We start from the raw sequence: 16,662 nt of genomic DNA, 5'->3' as shown, positions 1-16,662 counted from the left end.
GTGCGCGGTCCGGGGTGCCGGCCGGGCGCGGCCGCTGGCGGCGTGCCGGGACGGCTGGTCGGGCCGGCGGCCGCCGGATGGGCGCCGGGACCGGCCGGCGCCCCAGGCAGCGGCGTGGACCGGCCCGGGGACGTGGCGGGCCCGGCGTCGGGCCCGGTCGCGCCGCCGCCCGGCAACCCGCCCAGCACCGGACCGAGCACGCTGCGGACCAGGTGGACGGTCACCGTGACCGGGGTCGGAGGCGGCCGCTCGGCGGCGTGCGCGGGGGTCGAGGTGGCCATCTCGTGACCGGCCCAGGCGGCGACGACCCCGCCGAGCAGGAGCCCCAGGCGCAGCGCGACCCGGGTCGGACCCCTGCTCCGTCGTGTCATTCCGGACCCCCTCCGGCCGTCCGCCGGCGACCGTACTCTACCGAAAGCGGCGTCCCGATCACAGAGCGCTCTGATCCGATTCGGCCGTGTCGTCGCGCGGACAGGCGTGAGCGATCCGGCGGTGGGGTACCAGCCGGGCCATGAGCACACCCACCGTCGACCGCCCGGCCACCGCCGCCCCCGCCCGTCCGGCCGGCGTCGTCGCGGTCGTGGCGCACCGGAAGAAGACGTTCGGCGGCGGCCTCGACGAGCTGCGGGCCAGCCTGGTCGCCGCCGGGGTCGGCACGCTCCTGTGGTACGAGGTGCCGAAGAGCCGCAAGGCCCCGAAGAAGGTGCGCAAGGCGCTCGACCGGGGCGCCGAGCTGATCCTGGTCTGGGGCGGCGACGGGATGGTGCAGCGCTGCGCCGACACGCTGGCCGGATCGGACGTGCCGATGGGCATCCTCCCGGCCGGCACCGCCAACCTCTTCGCCACCAACCTCGGCATCCCCGCCGACCTGCCCGAGGCGGTCCGGATCGCCCTGCACGGCCGGCGGCGCCGGCTGGACCTGGGCCGGCTCAACGGGGAGCACTTCGCGGTGATGGCTGGCGCCGGCTTCGACGGGGACCTGATCCGCGAGGCCGACCGCAAGCTCAAGGGCCGGCTCGGCCGGGTCGCGTACGTCTGGACCGGGCTGCGCCACGTCCGGGGCGAGTGCGTCCGGACCCGGATCCGGGTCGACGGCGCCGACTGGTTCGACGGCGAGGCGAGCTGCGTGCTCTTCGGCAACGTCGGCACGATCACCGGCGGCATCCCGGCGTTCGACGACGCCCGACCCGACGACGGGGCCCTCGAGATCGGGGTCTCCACCGCCAGCGGCGCCGTCGACTGGGCCCGCACGCTGAGCCGGATGGCCGCCGGCCGGTCCGACGAGTCGCCGTTCGTCCGGATCACCCGCGGCCGCAAGGTGACCGTCCGGTTCGCCGAACCCAAGACGTACGAGCTGGACGGCGGGGCGCGCACGACGGCCCGCCGGCTCAAGGTGAAGGCGGTGCCCGCCGCGCTCACCGTCTGCTGCCCCGAACCGGCCGGCTGACCCGCGGCGGTGCGCCCGGCGGCCGGACGGCAGGATGGCCGGCATGGACGAGCGGCTGCGCGACTACCTGACCGAGCTGGTCGCCCGGGGCCGGGCGGTGCTCGGCGACAACCTGGTCGGGGCGTACGCGGCCGGCTCGGTGGGGCTGGGCGCGTACCAGCCGGGGCGCAGCGACGTGGACGTGGCGCTGGTGGTCGCCGGCCCGGTGGACGCGGCGGCGAAGCGTGCCCTGGTCGACCGGTTGCGGCACGAGGCGCTGCCCTGCCCGGCGCGCGGCCTCGAGCTGGTCGGCTACCGGCGGGACGTGGCGGCCAGCGGCACCGCCGAGCCCGGCTTCGAGGTCGAGCTGAACACCGGCGCCACCATGCCGTTCCGGGCCACCTACGACCCGGCCGACCGGCCGGTGGCCGACGGGCGGTTCTGGTACGCCCTGGACCGCAGCATCCTGCGCCAGTCCGGCCTGGCCCTGCTCGGCCCGCCCGCCGCGGAGGTGTTCGCCGATCCCGATCCGGCCGCGCTGCGCCGGCTGATCCGCACCGCGCAGGACTGGTGGCTGGCCCTGCCCGCCCCGGACGGGCCGGCCCCGGGGAGCGAGGACGCGGTGCTGGGCGCCTGCCGGGCACTGGCCCGGGTCCGCTCCGGCACCTGGTTGTCGAAGGTGGACGCCGGCCGGTGGGTGATCGGGCAGGGCTGGCACGCCGACCTGGTGGCGCGGGCGATCGCGGCCCGGCACGGCGGGCCGCCGCCGACCGGCCGGGAGGCCCGCGCGTTCCAGCGTTGGGTCCGGGCGCAGGTCGCCGGCATGCATTGACGCCGGTCAGCATCAGACTGTAAACAAGGCGTACTGATTGATCGGGAGGTCATCATGCGTCGCTCCCTGGCCCTGGCCGCCGCACTCCTGCTCACCCTCGCCACCGCCGCCCCGGCCGCCGCCGCGCCACCGCCCGGCCCGGCCCCGACGGCCGCCACCCCGATCCAGGTCTACGGCGCCTGGCACTGCGGCAACGACTTCTGCACCTGGAGCACCCCGCGCAGCGTCGCGGAGTTCGACAGCCAGAACCACTGGATCATCGACCGGGGCGACGGCCGGCCCTCGGTCAACCTGGTGGTGCTGAGCTTCGTCAACCCGCTCGACCTGCTGCACCAGAGCACCGACGCGGCCACCCTCGACGGCGTGCCGCGCGGGATGACCCCCGAGATCGTGCAGTACTTCACCGCGCGCGGCGTGCGGGTGATGCTATCCATCGGCGGCATCACCTACACCGACGACTGGGACGCCGCCCTCGCCGAGAACGCCGCCCTGCTCGGCCAGCGGGCCGCCGCCGTGGCCACCCGGCTCGGCGTCGGCATCGAGATCGACTACGAGCAGAACACCGACCCGAACCTCGCCGGCCTGCAGGCCTTCATCGACGCCTACCGGGCGGTCCACCCGTACGACGCCACCGGCACCCGACCGCAGGCCCGGCTCACCATCGACGTGGCCGCCGGCGACCGCTGGCTGATCGCCCTCAACCGCAAGGCCACCGCCGACTGGCTGCGCACCGACAGCCCGGTCCTGGACTACGCCAACGCCATGGTGTCGGCGCGGCCCGCCTCGGCCAGCACCGCGCAGGCGAACTGGCAGGAGCACATCGACGGCAAAGCGCAGTTCAGCCCGCCGGTGCCGCCGCTGGCCCCGGCCAAGTTCACCGGCGGCATCTATCTCGCCTACGGCGGCAAGCCGCTGCCGGAATGCGTCGACTACGCCACCTCGGTGCAGAAGGCCGCCGCCCCGTACGTGCAGAGTGTCGCGCCGCACGGCGCGGGCACCAGCGCCGGCCTGCTCGGCTTCATGTTCTGGGCCGCCGAACGTCCCGCCACCCGGGGCATCGGCACGGTGCCGCCGAACACCTGCGAGAGGGGCGCCGGCGCCGGGGCGACCGCGCTGGCCGTCCCGGTCCCGATGCCGGCGCTGCGGCAGAGCTGACCGGCCACCGTCGCCGGCCCGCGGCGGGCTCCGAGGGAGCGGATGACGCGCCTGCCCAGGGGGTCCCGCCGGGCTGGTGTCCGCACTACGGGAGGTTCCCGAGCAGGGCGACTATGGGCCGGTGTCGCGGGGCAAGGTGTCGGCGTGGAAGAGGTACGCGATCAGATGGGATCCGTGCCCGGGCCGGGTCGCGCGCAGCCGGCGGCGGTGCGCGTCGCGGTGGTCGCGGAGCCGGGACTGCTGCGGACCGCCGTGGTGGCGGTGCTGGCCGCCACGGCGGACTTCGAGGTGGTCGGCCAGACCGAGCCGGGTGGGAACGTGCCGGAGCTGCTGGCCGCCTGCCGTCCGGCACTGCTGCTGGTGGACCTCGACGCGGTGGACGACCCGGCCGTGGTCAGCGGCCCGGATGTCGACGGTTGCGCCGTCGTCGTGCTGACCGCCCGCCGGACCGCCCGAGCGCTGCGCCGGGCTCTCGGCGCGCGGGTGCGCGGGGTGGTCGCCACGGACGTGCCGCCGGAGGAACTGGTCGAGCTGTTGCGGACGATCGCCGGCGGGCAGCGGATGATCGATCCGCTGACGGCACTGGCCGCCCTCGACGCGGCGGTGAACCCGCTGAGCGAGCGGGAGCGCGAGGTGGCCGCGGCGGCGGCGAAGGGGCTGCCGACCGGGGAGATCGCCAAGTTGCTCCACCTCGCTCCGGGTACGGTGCGCAACCACGTGTCCAGCCTGTTGCGCAAGACCGGCGCGCGGAACCGCTGGGAGGCCGTCGAGCGGGCCCGGGAGGCGTGCTGGATCTGACGACACGCAGGACAGGGGTGTCGCGCAGCGGTCATCTTCGATTAGGTTCGTGACGGTCCGTCATCAGACGCCGACGTCTGGTCAGAATCGGGGGGGTCGTGTCTGGGAGTCGCCATGATACGAACGCTGCTCGCGCTCAAGGGTCGACTGGTCCGGGAGGCCCTCGCCCAGCTGCTGGCCGCCGAGGGCGACATCGACATCATCGGTGGGGCGGCCACCGCTCACGCGTTGCGGGACGCGCTGCGGGATGACCGCCCGGACGTCGCGGTCGTCGACGCCGACCTGGTGCCCCTGCACCAGTTGGCCCGGATCACCGCCGCCCGACCCGCCGGCGGCGGCCGGCTGCTGATCCTGGTCGAGCAGCGCCGCGCCGCCCGGGTCGGTCCGGTGCTCGCCGAGCACGGACGCCGGGTCGGTTTCCTCAGCCGCGACGTGCCGCCACAGCGGATCGCCGAGGGCGTACGGCTGCTCGCCGACGGGCAGTTGGTGCTCGACCCGGAGCTGGTGGTCGCGGCGCTGGAGGTCGCCGAAAGCCCGCTGACCCATCGCGAGCGGGACGTGCTCGACGTGGCGGCCGAGGGGCATCCCGTGCGCGAGATCGCCGAGAAGCTGGCGGTCTCGCCGGGCACGGTGCGCAACCACCTGTCCCGGATCATGGCGAAGTGCGGCGCGCGGACCCGGTTGGAAGCGGTGCGGATCGCCCGCGAGTCGGGCTGGATCTGACCGGCTCCGCCCCGCCCGCCCAGTAGCCGACGAGCTCGCGGTACGCCGCCGAACGGGCCAGCAGCCCGGAATGGCTGTCGAGCAGCGCGCGGTGGCCGTCCAGCAGCAGCACCCGGCGGGCGCGCAGCGCGGAGCTGACCCGGTGCGCGATCACCACGAGGGTGCCGGCACGCTCGGCGAACGCGGTCTCCAGCCGCGCCTCGGTGGCCGGGTCGAGGTGACAGGTGGCCTCGTCGAGGATCACCAGGGCGGCCGGCGAGAGCCAGGCGCGCAGCAGGGCCAGCTGCTGACGCTCCCCGGCGGACAGACCGGCCGGCCGCAGCGTCGCGCCTAGCCCGCCGAGCCGGTCCACCAGTTCGGACAGACCCAGCCGGGCCGCCGCCCTCACGATCTCCGGGTCCGCCACGTCGGGCCGCAGATAGCGCAGGTTGTCCCGGACGCTGCCGGTGAAGACGTAGGCCTCCTGCGGGATCAGCACCCGGTGCCGGGCCAGCTCGGCGGGCACCGCCTCGGCCACCGGCAGCCCGGCCACCTCGACCGTGCCGGACTGCGGGCGCAGCACCCCGGCGATCAACGCGGCCAGGGTCGATTTGCCGATCCCGCTGGCGCCCACCACCACCAGGTGGTCGCCGTCGGGCACGTCGAGGTCGAAGCCGTCGAGCACCGGGTCGGCGTGCGGCCCGTACCGGAAGGTCACGCCCCGCAGGCACAGCGCGGCCCGGCCCGGTCGCCCGGCCCGCCTCGCCCGGGCCGGGGCGGCGGCCGGTACGCAGCTGCCCAGCAACCGGTCCAGCGTGACGGTGAACCGCAGCCCGCCGGCGGCCACCCCCTGGACGAGGGTGTGCAGGGCCGGCTGCACGCCGCGGACGACGTAGACCAGGGCGCCCAGCACCGCGCCCGGCCCGAGGCCCTGCCGGACCAGCCAGGGGGTCGCCAGCAGCACCACCGGCACCGGCAGCCAGCCGCCGACGGCCAGGCTCAACCCACGGGTGACGGCCATCGTGGCCAGTCGCCGCTCCACCCGGGCCTGAGCGTCCACCTGCCGGCCCAACCATCGGGTCACCTGGTCGCCGGTGCCGCCGGCCGCGACGTCGCGGTGGCCGGTGATCGCGGTGACCGCGGCCCGGGTGAGGCGTTCGTCGGTGTGCACGTACTCCCGTTGGCGGGCGATCATCGCCGGCACGGCCAGCGCGAACAGGCCGAGACCGGCCAGCACCGGCACGGCGACGAGCAGGGCGACCGGGGCGGCGAGGGAGCACAGCCCGACGATCGCGGCGCAGGCGGCGAAGAGGAAGCCGCGGACCACCGTGAGCAGCCCGGCCCAGGTGTCCCGGACGATCTCCACCTGGTGGGTCAGGCGGCCCACCGCGGCGTCGTCGACCCGGCCGTCGGCCGCGCCGGCCAGCGCGCCGGCCACCACCCGGCGCAGCAGGTCGTCGCGGAACGGCTCGACCACGTCGCCGAGGCAGGCGTACGCCCGGTTGGTGCCGACCGCGCCGACCAGCACGGCGGCGCCGAGCAGGCCCAGCCAAAGCAGCCCGACCGTCGGGCGGCCGGCCAGGAAGCCGGCGTCCACGGCCCGCGCGGTCAGCAGTCCGGTCAGCGCCGCGGGCAGCGCCTCGGCCGCGGACCAGGCCGCCAGCCGCGCCAGCCCTGCCCGCCGCTCCCACAGCGTGGCCCGCAGCAGCGCAGCGACCGTGGTCACGACCGGAACACCGCCCGGTAGCCGGGGTCGTCCCAGAGCACGGCGTGCGGTCCGACCGCGCGGATCCGCCCGCCGGCCACCCAGGCCACCACGTCGGCCCGGGCCGCCGTGCCGATCCGATGGCTCACCACCACCCGGGTACGCCCGTCCGACCGGTCGGTCAGCGCCCGGCTGACCCGGTACTCGGTCACGGTGTCCAGGCTGGACGTCGCGTCGTCGAGGACGAGCAGCCGCTCGGCCCGCAGCGCCCGGGCCAGGCCGAGTCGCTGCCGCTCCCCGCCCGACATGGCGACCTCGGTCAACGGCGTGCCGTACCGGTCGGGCAGCCGCTCGACGAAGTCGTCGATGGCCGCGGCCCGGGCCAGCGGCACGGGGTCGGCTCCGCCGCCCACCGCCGCCCCCACCGTCTCGCCGACCAGCACCGGCCGTTCGAATCCGTAGCCGACCGCCGCGTGCAGCGCTGCCGCGGTCAGCTCGGGCAGCGGGACACCGTCCAGGAGCACCTGCCCGGCGTCCGGGTCACGCAGCCGGCCGGCGACGGCGGCGAGCAGCGACTTGCCGGCGCCGGACGGGCCGACCACGGCGAGCAGGGCGCCGCCGGGCACCCGCAGGTCCACCCCGTCGAGCAGCGTCCGGCCGTCGTCGGCCAGCACGCTCACCCCGCGCAGCTCCAGGCAGCCGGGACCGGGCGGCAGGGTGCGGTCGCCGTAGCGGCGGGCCGGTTCGGTGAGCACCTCGGCGGCGCGGCGGCAGCCGGCGCGCACCCGGACGGCCTTGTTGAGGGCGCTCACCACGGTGCCCAGGCCCGCGCCGAGCGCGGCGTACTGGAGAGCGGCCAGCAGGTCTCCCGGCGTCAGCCGTCCGGCGGCCAGGGAGAGGCCGCCGACCGCGGCGACCGCCAGTTGCAGCATCGGGCTGAGCACCGCGCCCCGGGTCGCCGCCCCGGCCAGCACGGTCCACGTGCGGGTGCCGTGGTGCCGCAGCTCACCGACCGGGGTCAGGACCCGGTCGACCTCCTGCGAGATGGTGCCGGCGGCGGCGATGGTCCGGGCGCCGGCTAGCGCCTCGACCAGCAGCCCGGCAAGGTGCCCCTGAGCCCGCTGGTAGCCGGCGACCGCCGCGGACGCGTCGGCGACGAACCCGCGCAGCAGCACGCCGAGCAGCACCAACCCGACCACGAAGGTCGCGCCGAGCCACGGATCGATCATGGTGAGGGCCACCAGGCTGCCCACCGGGGGCAGCAGCACGGTGCCCGCCAGGACGATGGTCGGGGCCGCCTGCCCGGCGTCGGCCACCTGGCCGACCAGTCGACCGACCAGGTCGCCCACCGGGTGGCGGGCCGCGGCCCGGGGATCGAGGGCGAGGATGTGGCGGGTCAGCGTGTGGCGTAGGTCGGCGACGGACCGGGCGCTCGCCGCGCCGGTGCCGTAGTCCCGCACCGCGCCGGCGCAGACCAGCAGGACGACCAGTCCACCAACGGCGGCCAGCCAACGGGTGGCGGACTCCCCGGCGGTGGTGCCGACGGCGGCGTCGACCGCCCGGCCCAGCGCCGCGGGCAGCGCCAGTTCGGCCGCCGCCACGGCCACGGTGGCCACGGCCAGCATCGGGGTCCACCAGCCGGCGGACCCGACGGCCCGCCAGAGGAGCCGGTCGGCCGGGGTCATCGCACCTCCACGCAGGGCGCGGTCCCGGACCGGCGCGAGCCGGCCCGGGACCAGGCGAACCGAGGTCAGTTGCAGGTGGTGATGCTCAGCGAGCTGTCGCCGCAGAGCAGCAGGCTGGCCTGGCTGCCCCCGCCGTTGCGCTCGATGGCCGGCAGTTCCATGCCCTGGAGGTCGAGCAGTGCCATGATGTTCCCCTTTTCTCTCGTGTCGACTGCTGGTCGGATCTGGTGGCGCGGCCATCCGGTCGATGGCCACCGGGTCAGTTGCAGGTGGTGATGCTCAGCGAGCTGTCGCCGCAGAGCAGCAGGCTCGCCTGGCTGCCCCCGCCGTGGCGCTCGGCAACCGGCAGCTCCATCCCCTGGAGGTCGAGCAGGGCCATGTCGTTCACCTCCTTCCGTACGCGTCGGGTCGGATCGCCCCGGAGTGACCCCCGGGGAGCTGGGTGGGCCGGTCAACCGCCGGCCGGTGGGGTCGGCCCGGCCGGCGTGGCGCCGGGCAGGGGCGACAGGAACGGCAGGCCGGTGCCCGCCGGCTGGGTGCTCGCGACGGCATGCAGCACGCCGGCGGTGCCGGTGGCCAGGTCCATGGAGAGCCGCAGCAACTGGTCACCGGGGAAGGCGATCACCCCCCGGAACGGCAGCGCGTGCCAGCTGAGCAGCCGAGCCTGCCGGCGCGCCGCCTCGACCTCGTCTCGTGCCGCCAGATAGGTCACCATGCCGGCGCGGCCGGCGTAGAGCCCGGACTGGGCGTAGAACGGGAAGTCGGCGCAGCGGCGGATCGCCTCGGCCGCGGCACGCAGGTCCTCGTCGTCGCGGTGGCGCAGGTACTGGTCGAGCGCCAGGCCGATGCCCACGCTGCCCTCGCCGAGGTAGGGCATGGTCCGCCAGCCCTCGTTGACCTCCAGGTGGCCGGCGTCGCGCCGGACGCACCGGCGCAGGTCCTGCCGCAGCGCGGTCGCCGCGTGCTCGAGCAGACTCGGGTCCTGGTCGAGCTCGTACATCCGCAGCAGCATCAGCGCCACGCCCGCACCGCCCCGGAACAGCCCCGCGTACGGGTGCCGGCCGCCGCTGATCTCGGCCACCGACTCGACGTCGCCGAGCCGGCCGACGACGAGGTCGACCGCCCGCCGCGCCGCGTCGGCGTACCGCCCGTCGCCGGTGCGGCCGGCGAAGTGGGCCAGGTTGAGCGCGACGCCGGACAGCCCGCTCATCAGGTCGTCGCCGAGTTCGGTCCACGGCTCGTCGAGGCAGCGGTCCAGCAGCCGTACCGCCTCGGTGCGGTGCCCGAGCAGGTCCAGTACGTACGCGACGCCGTGCAGCCCGTCGTAGAAGCCGAGCCGGCTGCCGGAGGCCGGTTCCCGTACCCGGTCGAGCAACCACTGCTCGTGTCGGGGGTCGGTGCCGGCGCCGCTGGCGTGCAGTGCCCAGAGCACCCCGGCCGCGCCGTGGGCCAGGTTGAGCCCGCCGTCGGCCCCGGCGAACTGCCGGATGTCGCCGGGGAAGAGGCGGTCGTCGCGGTGCGGGGTGGCGCTCGCGGTGATCGCGGTGGCCAGCCGGTCGCGCAGCGCCGGCCAGTCGTCCGGGTCGATCCTCGGCCGGTCCGGGCAGCGGTCGACGGCCCGGGCTTCCGTTCCGGTCCGGGTCTCGGTCCCGGCCGGGGTCCCGACCTCGGTCGCGGTCCGGCCGAGGATCACGGCGACCGCCTCGTCGAGCAGGTCCGGGGGCACCGGGAAGTGCTCCGCCACCACCTCGGCGAGGTGGGCCGCCTTCTCCGGCGCCAGCCGCAGCATCGCGGTCAGCGGCAGGAAGAGGGCCAGCCGCAGGCACGCCAGGGCGTACCGGTCCACCTCGAAGCCGGTCCGGTCGCGGGGCGCGGCGAATGCCTGGTTGCGCAGCGCCGGCCGGGTGGCCGCCGCGGCGGGGGTCGCCACCTCGAAGTCGATCAGCGTGACGTCCCCGTCGTCGCCGACCATGATGTTGAACATGTGCAGGTCGCCGTAGACCACGCCGTGGGCATGGATCGCCTCGACCGCCTCGGCGACCTGCCGGTGCACCTCGAGGGCCCACCGGGTGTACGCGTCCGGGTCGGCGTCGAGGTGGACCAGCGGGTAGCGCTCCACCACGAGTTGGTTCAGCGGGCGGCCCGCGACGAACGCCAGCGCCAGGAACTCGTGCCCACCGAAGCTGAACTCGTCGTGCACCCGCACCAGGTGCGGCACGTCGGCGAGCCGGCGCAGCGTCTCGGCCTCCCGGCGCAGGCGGGTGACCGCGTCCGCGCCGGTGGCGTCCAGCCCGGCGTGCGGGCGGGCCTCCTTCAGCACCACCCGGTCCCCGGTGCGGGTGTCCCGGGCCTCGTAGAGGCCGCCGCCGTTGGAGAAGTGGATGACCTTGTCGATCCGGTAGGGCAGGTCGGTGGTGGTGGCGGCGTTCCGGGCGGCCAGGTGGGGGGCGAGGAAGTCCGGGAGGGTCACCCAGTCGGGCACGTGGAAGACGGGGTCGCGTCGGTCGGGCACCAGGGTGCCGGTGGCGTCCTCGATCGCCGGCACGACCTGGCCCTCCGGGGAGAGGCAGTACCGGGCGGCGAACCCGCCGTAGCGCAGGTAGACCGGGCCGTCGCCGTAGCGGAGGTCGCTCAGGATGTACGGTCCGGTCTCCCCGTCGAGCAGCGCGGCGAGCTCCTTGGCGGTCAGCTCCAGCTCCGCGTCGTCGCGGGGGTAGACGGTGATGAACTTGCCGCTGGCCGCCCGGCGGGCGTACTTGCTGTTGCGCATGAGCAGCATCCGCGGGCCGCGCAGGTGCTTGAACGGGATGCCGCGGGGCTGGCAGTAGTCCATCACCCGGGCCAGCACCCGCTCCGCGTTGTCCAACCGGGCCGACACGTGGATCTTCCACCCCTGGGGCGGGAGGGAGCCGCCGATCGGCGCGTGGATCAGCCAGTCATCCTTGCTCTCGCGCTCCCAACCGGGCGCCGGCCGGCGGTCCGTCAGGTAGCCGGGGGCCTCGGCGGCGGAGCTGGCGAGCGAGTCGTAGAACAGCGGATCGACCGCGCAGTACGAGTCGTACCGTTCGTCCATGTCGTCTGCCTCCACCGGCTGATCGGGTGAGGTCAATCCTGCGGACGGCGGAGGACGGAGCAAAGTGTGATCGGTCATGACCGGTGTGTGATGTTCGCACCCCGAATTCGTGACAATGGCGGAGTTTAAAATCGCGAACGCCGTATCAGCAGTGCGCCGGGGTCCGTCCTGGACACGCGAAGACCCGCACCGGCGCGGGGCTGGTGCGGGTCTCGCGGGCCGGCCGATCGCCGGCGGTGGACTCAGTAGACGGTCACGCCGTACGCGCTGGCCGCCTCGGTGACCGGCTGGAAGAACGTGGTGCCGCCGCGCTTGCAGTCACCGCTGCCGCCCGAGGTGATGCCGAGCGCCTTGGTGCCGTCGTAGAGCGCCCCACCGGAGTCGCCGGGCTCGGCGCAGACAGTGGTCTGGATCATGCCCTTGACGGTGCCGCTGCCCTGGTAGCGGACGGTCACGTTGAGCGCGGTCACGGTGCCGCTGTGGGTGCCCGTGGTGGAGCCGGTCCGCTTGACCGCCTCACCCACGAACGCGTTGGCGGCGGTGTAGCCGCCGGGGTGGCTCAGGCCGGCGTTGTCGTAGCGGACCAGGGCGTAGTCGTTGCCCGGGAAGCTGGAGCCGACGGTCGGGCCGATCAGCGTGGACTGGCTGGAGTTGGTGTACCAGGTGTTGGCGACGTTGCCGCAGTGCCCGGCGGTGAGGAAGTAGTACACCCCACCCTTGACCACGTTGAAGCCGAGCGAGCAGCGGTAGCCGCCGCCGTAGATGGCGTTCCCGGCGGAGAGCAGCGGGCGGAACGTGCCCCGGGCCCGGTCCACCCGGATCGCGCCGGACGCGGCGCCGGCGCTCTTCTTGAGCCTGGCCAGCTCGGCGGCGGAGACGCTCTCGTCGGCGGTCACCACCACCCGGTTGGCGGCGGCGTCCACCCGCCAGGCGAGGCCGTCGACACCGGAGGCCGCGACGGCGGCGTCGACCTGGGCGAGCTGGCCGGCGGTGTAGCTGGGCGCGGCCGAGGCCGGCCCGGTGAAGGCGCCGGCGGCCACCAGGCCGACGGTCGCGGCGAGCAGGGAGGTCAGTCGGCTTCGGCGGATACTCACGGTCTTCTCCTCGGACGGTGAAGGCCGCCGGTTGCGTCGGCGTCCATGCCGGGTCGCCGGGATCCGTTCGGGGTGTGACCTCGGCGAACGCTGTGCGGCGAGTATCCACCCGGGTCGATGCCGGGACAAGGGGCGAACGGCGTGTCGGCCGGGCGCTGACTAGGGTGGCAGCGGGGGAGGTGCGGCGACATGGTGGAGCTGAGCGGGCCGGCCCGGGCCGGACTGGAGGCGGCGGTGCCGGGCGGGGTGGCGACCCGGGCCGCGGACCGGCTGCGGCTGGCCCACGACGCCTCGCACTACCTGCTGCACCCGAGCGCGGTGGTCACCCCCGCCGACGCCGGGCAGGTGGCCGCGCTGCTGCGGCACAGCCACCGCACCGGCACCCCGCTGACCTTCCGCTCCGGCGGCACCAGCCTCAGCGGGCAGGCCGTCACCGACCAGCTCCTGGTCGACACCCGCCGGCACTTCCGCGACCTCGAGGTGCTCGACGAGGGCCGGCGCGTACGGGTGCAGCCGGGAGTGGTGCTGCGGCAGGTCAACGCCCGGCTCGCCCGGTACGGCCGCCGGCTCGGCCCGGACCCGGCCAGCGAGTCCGCCTGCACGGTCGGCGGCGTGGTGGCCAACAACTCCAGCGGGATGACCTGCGGCACCGAGTTCAACACCTACCGCACCCTGGAGTCGGTGCTGCTGGTGCTGCCCAGCGGCACCCTGCTGGACACCGGCGCCCCGGACGCCGACGACCGGCTGCGCGCCACCGAGCCGCAGCTGCACGCCGGGCTGCTGCGGCTGCGCGACCGGGTCCGCGGCAACCCGGACTCGGTGCGCCGGATCCGCGCCCAGTACGCCATGAAGAACACCATGGGGTACGGGGTGAACGCCTTCCTCGACCACGACACCCCCGCCGACCTGCTCACCCGCCTCGTGGTGGGCAGCGAGGGCACCCTCGCCTTCGTGGCGGCGGCGACGTTGCGTACCGTGCCGGTGCACCGGCACGCCGCGACCGGACTGCTGGTCTTCGACACCCTGGGCGCGGCGATGGCCGCGATGCCGGCCCTGGTGGCCGCCGGGCCGGCGGCGATCGAGCTGCTCGACGCCGCGGCACTGCGGGTCGCGCAGACCGATCCGAAGGCCGACGCCGCGCTGCGCGGCCTGGCGGTGCGCGAGCACGCCGCGCTGCTGGTCGAGTGGCAGGAGTCCGACCCGGAGGCGCTCGCCGCGCGGGTGGCGGCGGCCCGGCCGGTGCTGGCCGACCTGCCGCTGACCACGCCGGCCCGGCTCAGCGGGGAACCGGCCGCGCGAGCCGCGCTATGGCACATCCGCAAGGGTTTGTACGCCGCCGTGGCCGGTGCCCGGCCGTCCGGCACCACCGCGCTGCTGGAGGACATCGCCGTCCCGGTGGGCGCGCTCGCCGACACCTGCGCGGCGCTCGCCGACCTGTTCGCCCGGCACCGGTACGAGCAGAGCGTCATCTTCGGCCACGCCAAGGACGGCAACCTGCACTTCATGCTCAACGAGCGGTTCTCCCACGGCGCGGCGCCGGCCCGGTACGCCGACTTCACCGAGGAGATGGTCGACCTGGTGCTCGGCCACGGCGGCACGCTCAAGGCCGAGCACGGCACCGGCCGGGTGATGGCCCCGTACGTCCGGCGCCAGTTCGGCGACGAGCTCTATGCCGTGATGCGCGACCTCAAGGCCCTCTGCGATCCGGCCGGCGTGCTCAACCCGGGCGTGCTGCTCAGCGACGACCCGGAGATCCACATGCGGCACCTGAAGACCGTGCCGACCGTGGAGGAGGAGGTGGACCGCTGCGTCGAGTGTGGCTACTGCGAGCCGGTCTGCCCCAGCCGCGATCTCACCACCACGCCCCGGCAGCGGATCGTGCTGCGCCGGGAGATCGCCGCCGCCCGCGCCGACGGCGACCTGGCCCTGGCCCGTGAGCTGGAGCGGGCGTACGACTACGACGCGGTGCAGACCTGCGCGGTCGACGGGATGTGCGCCACCGCCTGCCCGGTGCTGATCAACACCGGTGACCTGGTGAAGCGGCTGCGTGCCGAGGCCAACGGCGCGCTGACGCAGGCCGGCTGGCGGGGCGCGGCCCGGCGCTGGGGCGCGGCGACCCGGGGCATGGCCCGCGGCCTCGACCTGGCCGGCGCGCTGCCTCCCGCGCTGCCCGAGACGGCGACCCGGGTCGCCCGCGCGGTGCTCGGCGCGGACCGGGTGCCGCAGTGGCGCCGCGACCTGCCGGGCGGCGGCGCGGCCCGGCGTCCGCACCTGGTCGACGACCCGGACGCGGTGTTCGTGCCGTCCTGCCTGGGCACGCTCTTCGGGCCCGCCGAGGGCGGCTCCGGGGTGGCGGCCGCGTTGCTGACCCTCGCCGAGCGGGCCGGGGTGCGGTTGCTCGTGCCGGCCGGCATCGCCGCCACCTGTTGCGGCACCCCCTGGTCGTCCAAGGGCCTCACCGCCGGCTACCGGGCCGTCCAGGACCGGGTCGCGCCGGCGCTGCGGGCGGCCAGCCGGGACGGGGCGCTGCCCCTGGTCAGCGACGCCGCCTCGTGCACCGAGGGGTTCGCCCGGCTGCTGGCCGACGCCGGCGACCTGCGGGTGGTCGATGCCGTCGGGTACGCCGCCACCGACCTGCTGCCCCGACTCACGGTCCGCCGCCGGCTGGGTTCGCTCGCCCTGCACCCGACCTGCTCGTCCACCCGCCTCGGGCTGGACGAGGCGCTGCTCGCCGTGGCCGGGGCGATCGCCGACGAGGTGGTGGTGCCGGACGGTTGGCAGTGCTGCGGCTTCGCCGGCGACCGGGGCCTGCTGCACCCGGAGCTGACCGCCTCGGCCACCCGGGCGGAGGCCACCGCCGTCGCCGGACGCCCCTTCGACGGGTACGCCTCGGTGAACCGCACCTGCGAGATCGGCCTGGCCCGGGCCACCGGGCAGCCGTACCGGCACCTGCTGGAGCTGCTGGCCGACGCGACCGCCTGACGGGCGGCGCCGGCGGGTAGCATTCGCCGGCGTGTGGCGTAGCTGGTGGTTCGCGGGTCTGCTGGTGGCGTGCGGCCTGTTCGTCGCGGCCGCCCAGGACGATCGGCGGGTCGGCGTCGTCGAGCTGCTCGTCTTCCTGGCACTGGCCGTGCTGCTGTCGCCGCTGGTGTTCCCCCGCTCGCTGACCGCCGCGCAGGCGCAGGAACGCAGCGCCCGGGACGGTCGGCCGGTCGTCTACTGGCGGCCCGGCTGCCGGTACTGTCTGCGCCTGCGCCGCCGGCTCGGCCGCCGGGCCGGCCAGGTGTACTGGGTGAACATCTGGCGCGATCCGGCCGGGGCGGCGGCGGTCCGGGCCGTCACGGGCGGGGACGAGACGGTGCCGACGGTGGTCGCCCGCGGCGAGGCCGTGGTGAATCCGGAGCCGGCCTGGCTGCTGGGCCGGCTCACCCCCTGACGCACCCGGCGTCCGCCACCGGTCCGGTGGGCCGCGCGGCCGGGCCGGGTCCCGGGACGTTGGGCCCTGCCGCCCCGGCCGCACCTCGGGTTCGATGAACTCGACGGTTCGGGGGCGTGGACGCTGGAGGTCGCGATGAGAAGCTGGCCGTACTCGGACGACGACCTGCGCCGGATGTACGCGGGCGGGCGGGCCGACGCCACCGCGCGGCGCTTCGCGCGGGTGTGGGCGGTGGTGCTCGGCGCCGGGCTGCTGCCCCGGCGCTGGGTGACGCTCGAGGTCCCTGGTCGCCGCACCGGGCGGCGGACCCGCTTCCCGCTGGGGATGGCCGACTGGCAGGGGGAGTGGTATCTGGTCCCGATGCTGGGCGGGGACTGCAACTGGGTCCGCAACGTCCGGGCGGCCGGGGGCCGTGCCACGATCCGGCACGGCCGGGCCCGGGCCTGCCGGCTGGTCGAGGTCCCCGTCGCGGAGCGGGCGCCGATCCTCAAGCGCTACCTGCAGAAGGTGCCCGGGGCGCGACCGCACATGCCCGTCGATCGGCACGCGCCGCTGGCCGAGTTCGCCGCGATCGCACCGCGCTACCCCGCCTTCCGGGTGGTCCTCGATCCGGGGGCCGGCGCGCCGGCCCGTCGCGGGGGAGCCGCCTGACGGGGGTACGGGCAGTACGCACGCGGATCGGTCAGGGGCCGGGCAGACAAGCGGCGTTCCGCGAAGGCTGGTTCGCCTGCTCGAGCCCGCGCAGCGAAATCCTGT

14 protein-coding genes and 1 pseudogene are annotated in these 16,662 nt (G+C 75.6%); 8 read left to right on the top strand and 7 right to left on the bottom strand.

Going from position 1 to position 16,662, the window contains the following annotated elements:
• Nucleotides 1-371 (bottom strand): annotated as a pseudogene (locus LQ51_RS24290) (hypothetical protein); the annotation flags it as partial.
• Between the two features lie 140 nt (nucleotides 372-511).
• On the opposite strand from LQ51_RS24290, the gene LQ51_RS24285 reads away from it, so the two are divergent.
• From LQ51_RS24285 to LQ51_RS24265, 5 genes are all read left to right on the top strand, one after another.
• Nucleotides 512-1,447 (top strand): diacylglycerol/lipid kinase family protein, encoded by a 936-nt coding sequence (locus LQ51_RS24285; RefSeq protein WP_046569455.1) that lies wholly within the window; start codon nucleotides 512-514, stop codon nucleotides 1,445-1,447.
• Nucleotides 1,448-1,490: 43 nt separating this feature from the next.
• Complete coding sequence (locus LQ51_RS24280) at nucleotides 1,491-2,258, top strand: aminoglycoside adenylyltransferase domain-containing protein (protein WP_046569482.1); 768 nt, start codon at nucleotides 1,491-1,493, stop codon at nucleotides 2,256-2,258.
• Between the two features lie 54 nt (nucleotides 2,259-2,312).
• On the top strand, nucleotides 2,313-3,413 hold the full coding sequence (locus LQ51_RS24275; RefSeq protein ID WP_231605862.1) for a hypothetical protein: 1,101 nt from the start codon (nucleotides 2,313-2,315) through the stop codon (nucleotides 3,411-3,413).
• A gap of 144 nt (nucleotides 3,414-3,557) precedes the next feature.
• Entirely contained in the window at nucleotides 3,558-4,211 is a 654-nt protein-coding gene (locus LQ51_RS24270; protein ID WP_156313211.1) for a response regulator transcription factor, read from the top strand.
• Between the two features lie 114 nt (nucleotides 4,212-4,325).
• On the top strand, nucleotides 4,326-4,934 hold the full coding sequence (locus tag LQ51_RS24265) for a response regulator transcription factor (RefSeq protein ID WP_046569451.1): 609 nt from the start codon (nucleotides 4,326-4,328) through the stop codon (nucleotides 4,932-4,934).
• On the opposite strand, the gene LQ51_RS24260 is transcribed toward LQ51_RS24265, so the two are convergent.
• From LQ51_RS24260 to LQ51_RS24235, 6 genes are all read right to left on the bottom strand, one after another.
• Nucleotides 4,864-6,639 carry an ATP-binding cassette domain-containing protein gene (locus tag LQ51_RS24260; protein WP_156313210.1) on the bottom strand — a complete coding sequence of 592 codons (1,776 nt, stop codon included), beginning with the start codon at nucleotides 6,637-6,639 and terminating at the stop codon, nucleotides 4,864-4,866. The genes LQ51_RS24265 and LQ51_RS24260 overlap by 71 nt on opposite strands.
• The gene (locus tag LQ51_RS24255; RefSeq protein WP_046569450.1) at nucleotides 6,636-8,303 is read right to left on the bottom strand and encodes an ABC transporter ATP-binding protein; all 1,668 of its coding nucleotides are present in this window, start codon (nucleotides 8,301-8,303) and stop codon (nucleotides 6,636-6,638) included. Before LQ51_RS24255 ends, LQ51_RS24260 begins: the two co-directional genes overlap by 4 nt.
• 65 nt (nucleotides 8,304-8,368) lie before the next feature.
• Nucleotides 8,369-8,488: a SapB/AmfS family lanthipeptide gene (locus LQ51_RS24250; RefSeq protein WP_046569449.1), complete on the bottom strand. Its 120-nt coding sequence runs from the start codon at nucleotides 8,486-8,488 to the stop codon at nucleotides 8,369-8,371.
• Between the two features lie 74 nt (nucleotides 8,489-8,562).
• Nucleotides 8,563-8,682 carry a SapB/AmfS family lanthipeptide gene (locus LQ51_RS24245; protein ID WP_046569477.1) on the bottom strand — a complete coding sequence of 40 codons (120 nt, stop codon included), beginning with the start codon at nucleotides 8,680-8,682 and terminating at the stop codon, nucleotides 8,563-8,565.
• A gap of 72 nt (nucleotides 8,683-8,754) precedes the next feature.
• Nucleotides 8,755-11,376 (bottom strand): class III lanthionine synthetase LanKC, encoded by a 2,622-nt coding sequence (lanKC, locus tag LQ51_RS24240; protein ID WP_046569448.1) that lies wholly within the window; start codon nucleotides 11,374-11,376, stop codon nucleotides 8,755-8,757.
• Nucleotides 11,377-11,618: 242 nt separating this feature from the next.
• Nucleotides 11,619-12,470: a S1 family peptidase gene (locus LQ51_RS24235; RefSeq protein ID WP_046569447.1), complete on the bottom strand. Its 852-nt coding sequence runs from the start codon at nucleotides 12,468-12,470 to the stop codon at nucleotides 11,619-11,621.
• Nucleotides 12,471-12,659: 189 nt separating this feature from the next.
• Here LQ51_RS24235 and LQ51_RS24230 point away from each other — a divergent pair, with 189 nt between their 5' ends.
• The 3 genes from LQ51_RS24230 (at nucleotide 12,660) to LQ51_RS24220 (ending at nucleotide 16,557) form a co-directional block, all read left to right on the top strand.
• The gene (locus LQ51_RS24230) at nucleotides 12,660-15,452 is read left to right on the top strand and encodes an FAD-binding and (Fe-S)-binding domain-containing protein (protein WP_046569446.1); all 2,793 of its coding nucleotides are present in this window, start codon (nucleotides 12,660-12,662) and stop codon (nucleotides 15,450-15,452) included.
• A gap of 31 nt (nucleotides 15,453-15,483) precedes the next feature.
• On the top strand, nucleotides 15,484-15,906 hold the full coding sequence (locus LQ51_RS24225; RefSeq protein ID WP_046569445.1) for a glutaredoxin domain-containing protein: 423 nt from the start codon (nucleotides 15,484-15,486) through the stop codon (nucleotides 15,904-15,906).
• A gap of 135 nt (nucleotides 15,907-16,041) precedes the next feature.
• Complete coding sequence (locus LQ51_RS24220; RefSeq protein WP_231605861.1) at nucleotides 16,042-16,557, top strand: nitroreductase/quinone reductase family protein; 516 nt, start codon at nucleotides 16,042-16,044, stop codon at nucleotides 16,555-16,557.
• Nucleotides 16,558-16,662: the final 105 nt, after the last annotated feature.

Source organism: Micromonospora sp. HK10 (assembly GCF_000982955.1).
Lineage (GTDB): Bacteria > Actinomycetota > Actinomycetes > Mycobacteriales > Micromonosporaceae > Micromonospora.
This window is presented reverse-complemented; position numbering and strand designations above follow the sequence as displayed.

Bases quoted from the DNA above. Each gene is read 5' to 3' on its own strand.
- LQ51_RS24275 (WP_231605862.1), top strand. From the start codon at position 2,313: ATGCGTCGCTCCCTGGCCCTGGCCGCCGCACTCCTGCTCACCCTCGCC.
- LQ51_RS24220 (WP_231605861.1), top strand. From the start codon at position 16,042: ATGAGAAGCTGGCCGTACTCGGACGACGACCTGCGCCGGATGTACGCG.
- LQ51_RS24265 (WP_046569451.1), top strand. From the start codon at position 4,326: ATGATACGAACGCTGCTCGCGCTCAAGGGTCGACTGGTCCGGGAGGCC.
- LQ51_RS24280 (WP_046569482.1), top strand. From the start codon at position 1,491: ATGGACGAGCGGCTGCGCGACTACCTGACCGAGCTGGTCGCCCGGGGC.
- LQ51_RS24255 (WP_046569450.1), bottom strand. From the start codon at position 8,303: ATGACCCCGGCCGACCGGCTCCTCTGGCGGGCCGTCGGGTCCGCCGGC.
- LQ51_RS24245 (WP_046569477.1), bottom strand. From the start codon at position 8,682: ATGGCCCTGCTCGACCTCCAGGGGATGGAGCTGCCGGTTGCCGAGCGC.
- lanKC (WP_046569448.1), bottom strand. From the start codon at position 11,376: ATGGACGAACGGTACGACTCGTACTGCGCGGTCGATCCGCTGTTCTAC.
- LQ51_RS24285 (WP_046569455.1), top strand. From the start codon at position 512: ATGAGCACACCCACCGTCGACCGCCCGGCCACCGCCGCCCCCGCCCGT.
- LQ51_RS24250 (WP_046569449.1), bottom strand. From the start codon at position 8,488: ATGGCACTGCTCGACCTCCAGGGCATGGAACTGCCGGCCATCGAGCGC.
- LQ51_RS24230 (WP_046569446.1), top strand. From the start codon at position 12,660: ATGGTGGAGCTGAGCGGGCCGGCCCGGGCCGGACTGGAGGCGGCGGTG.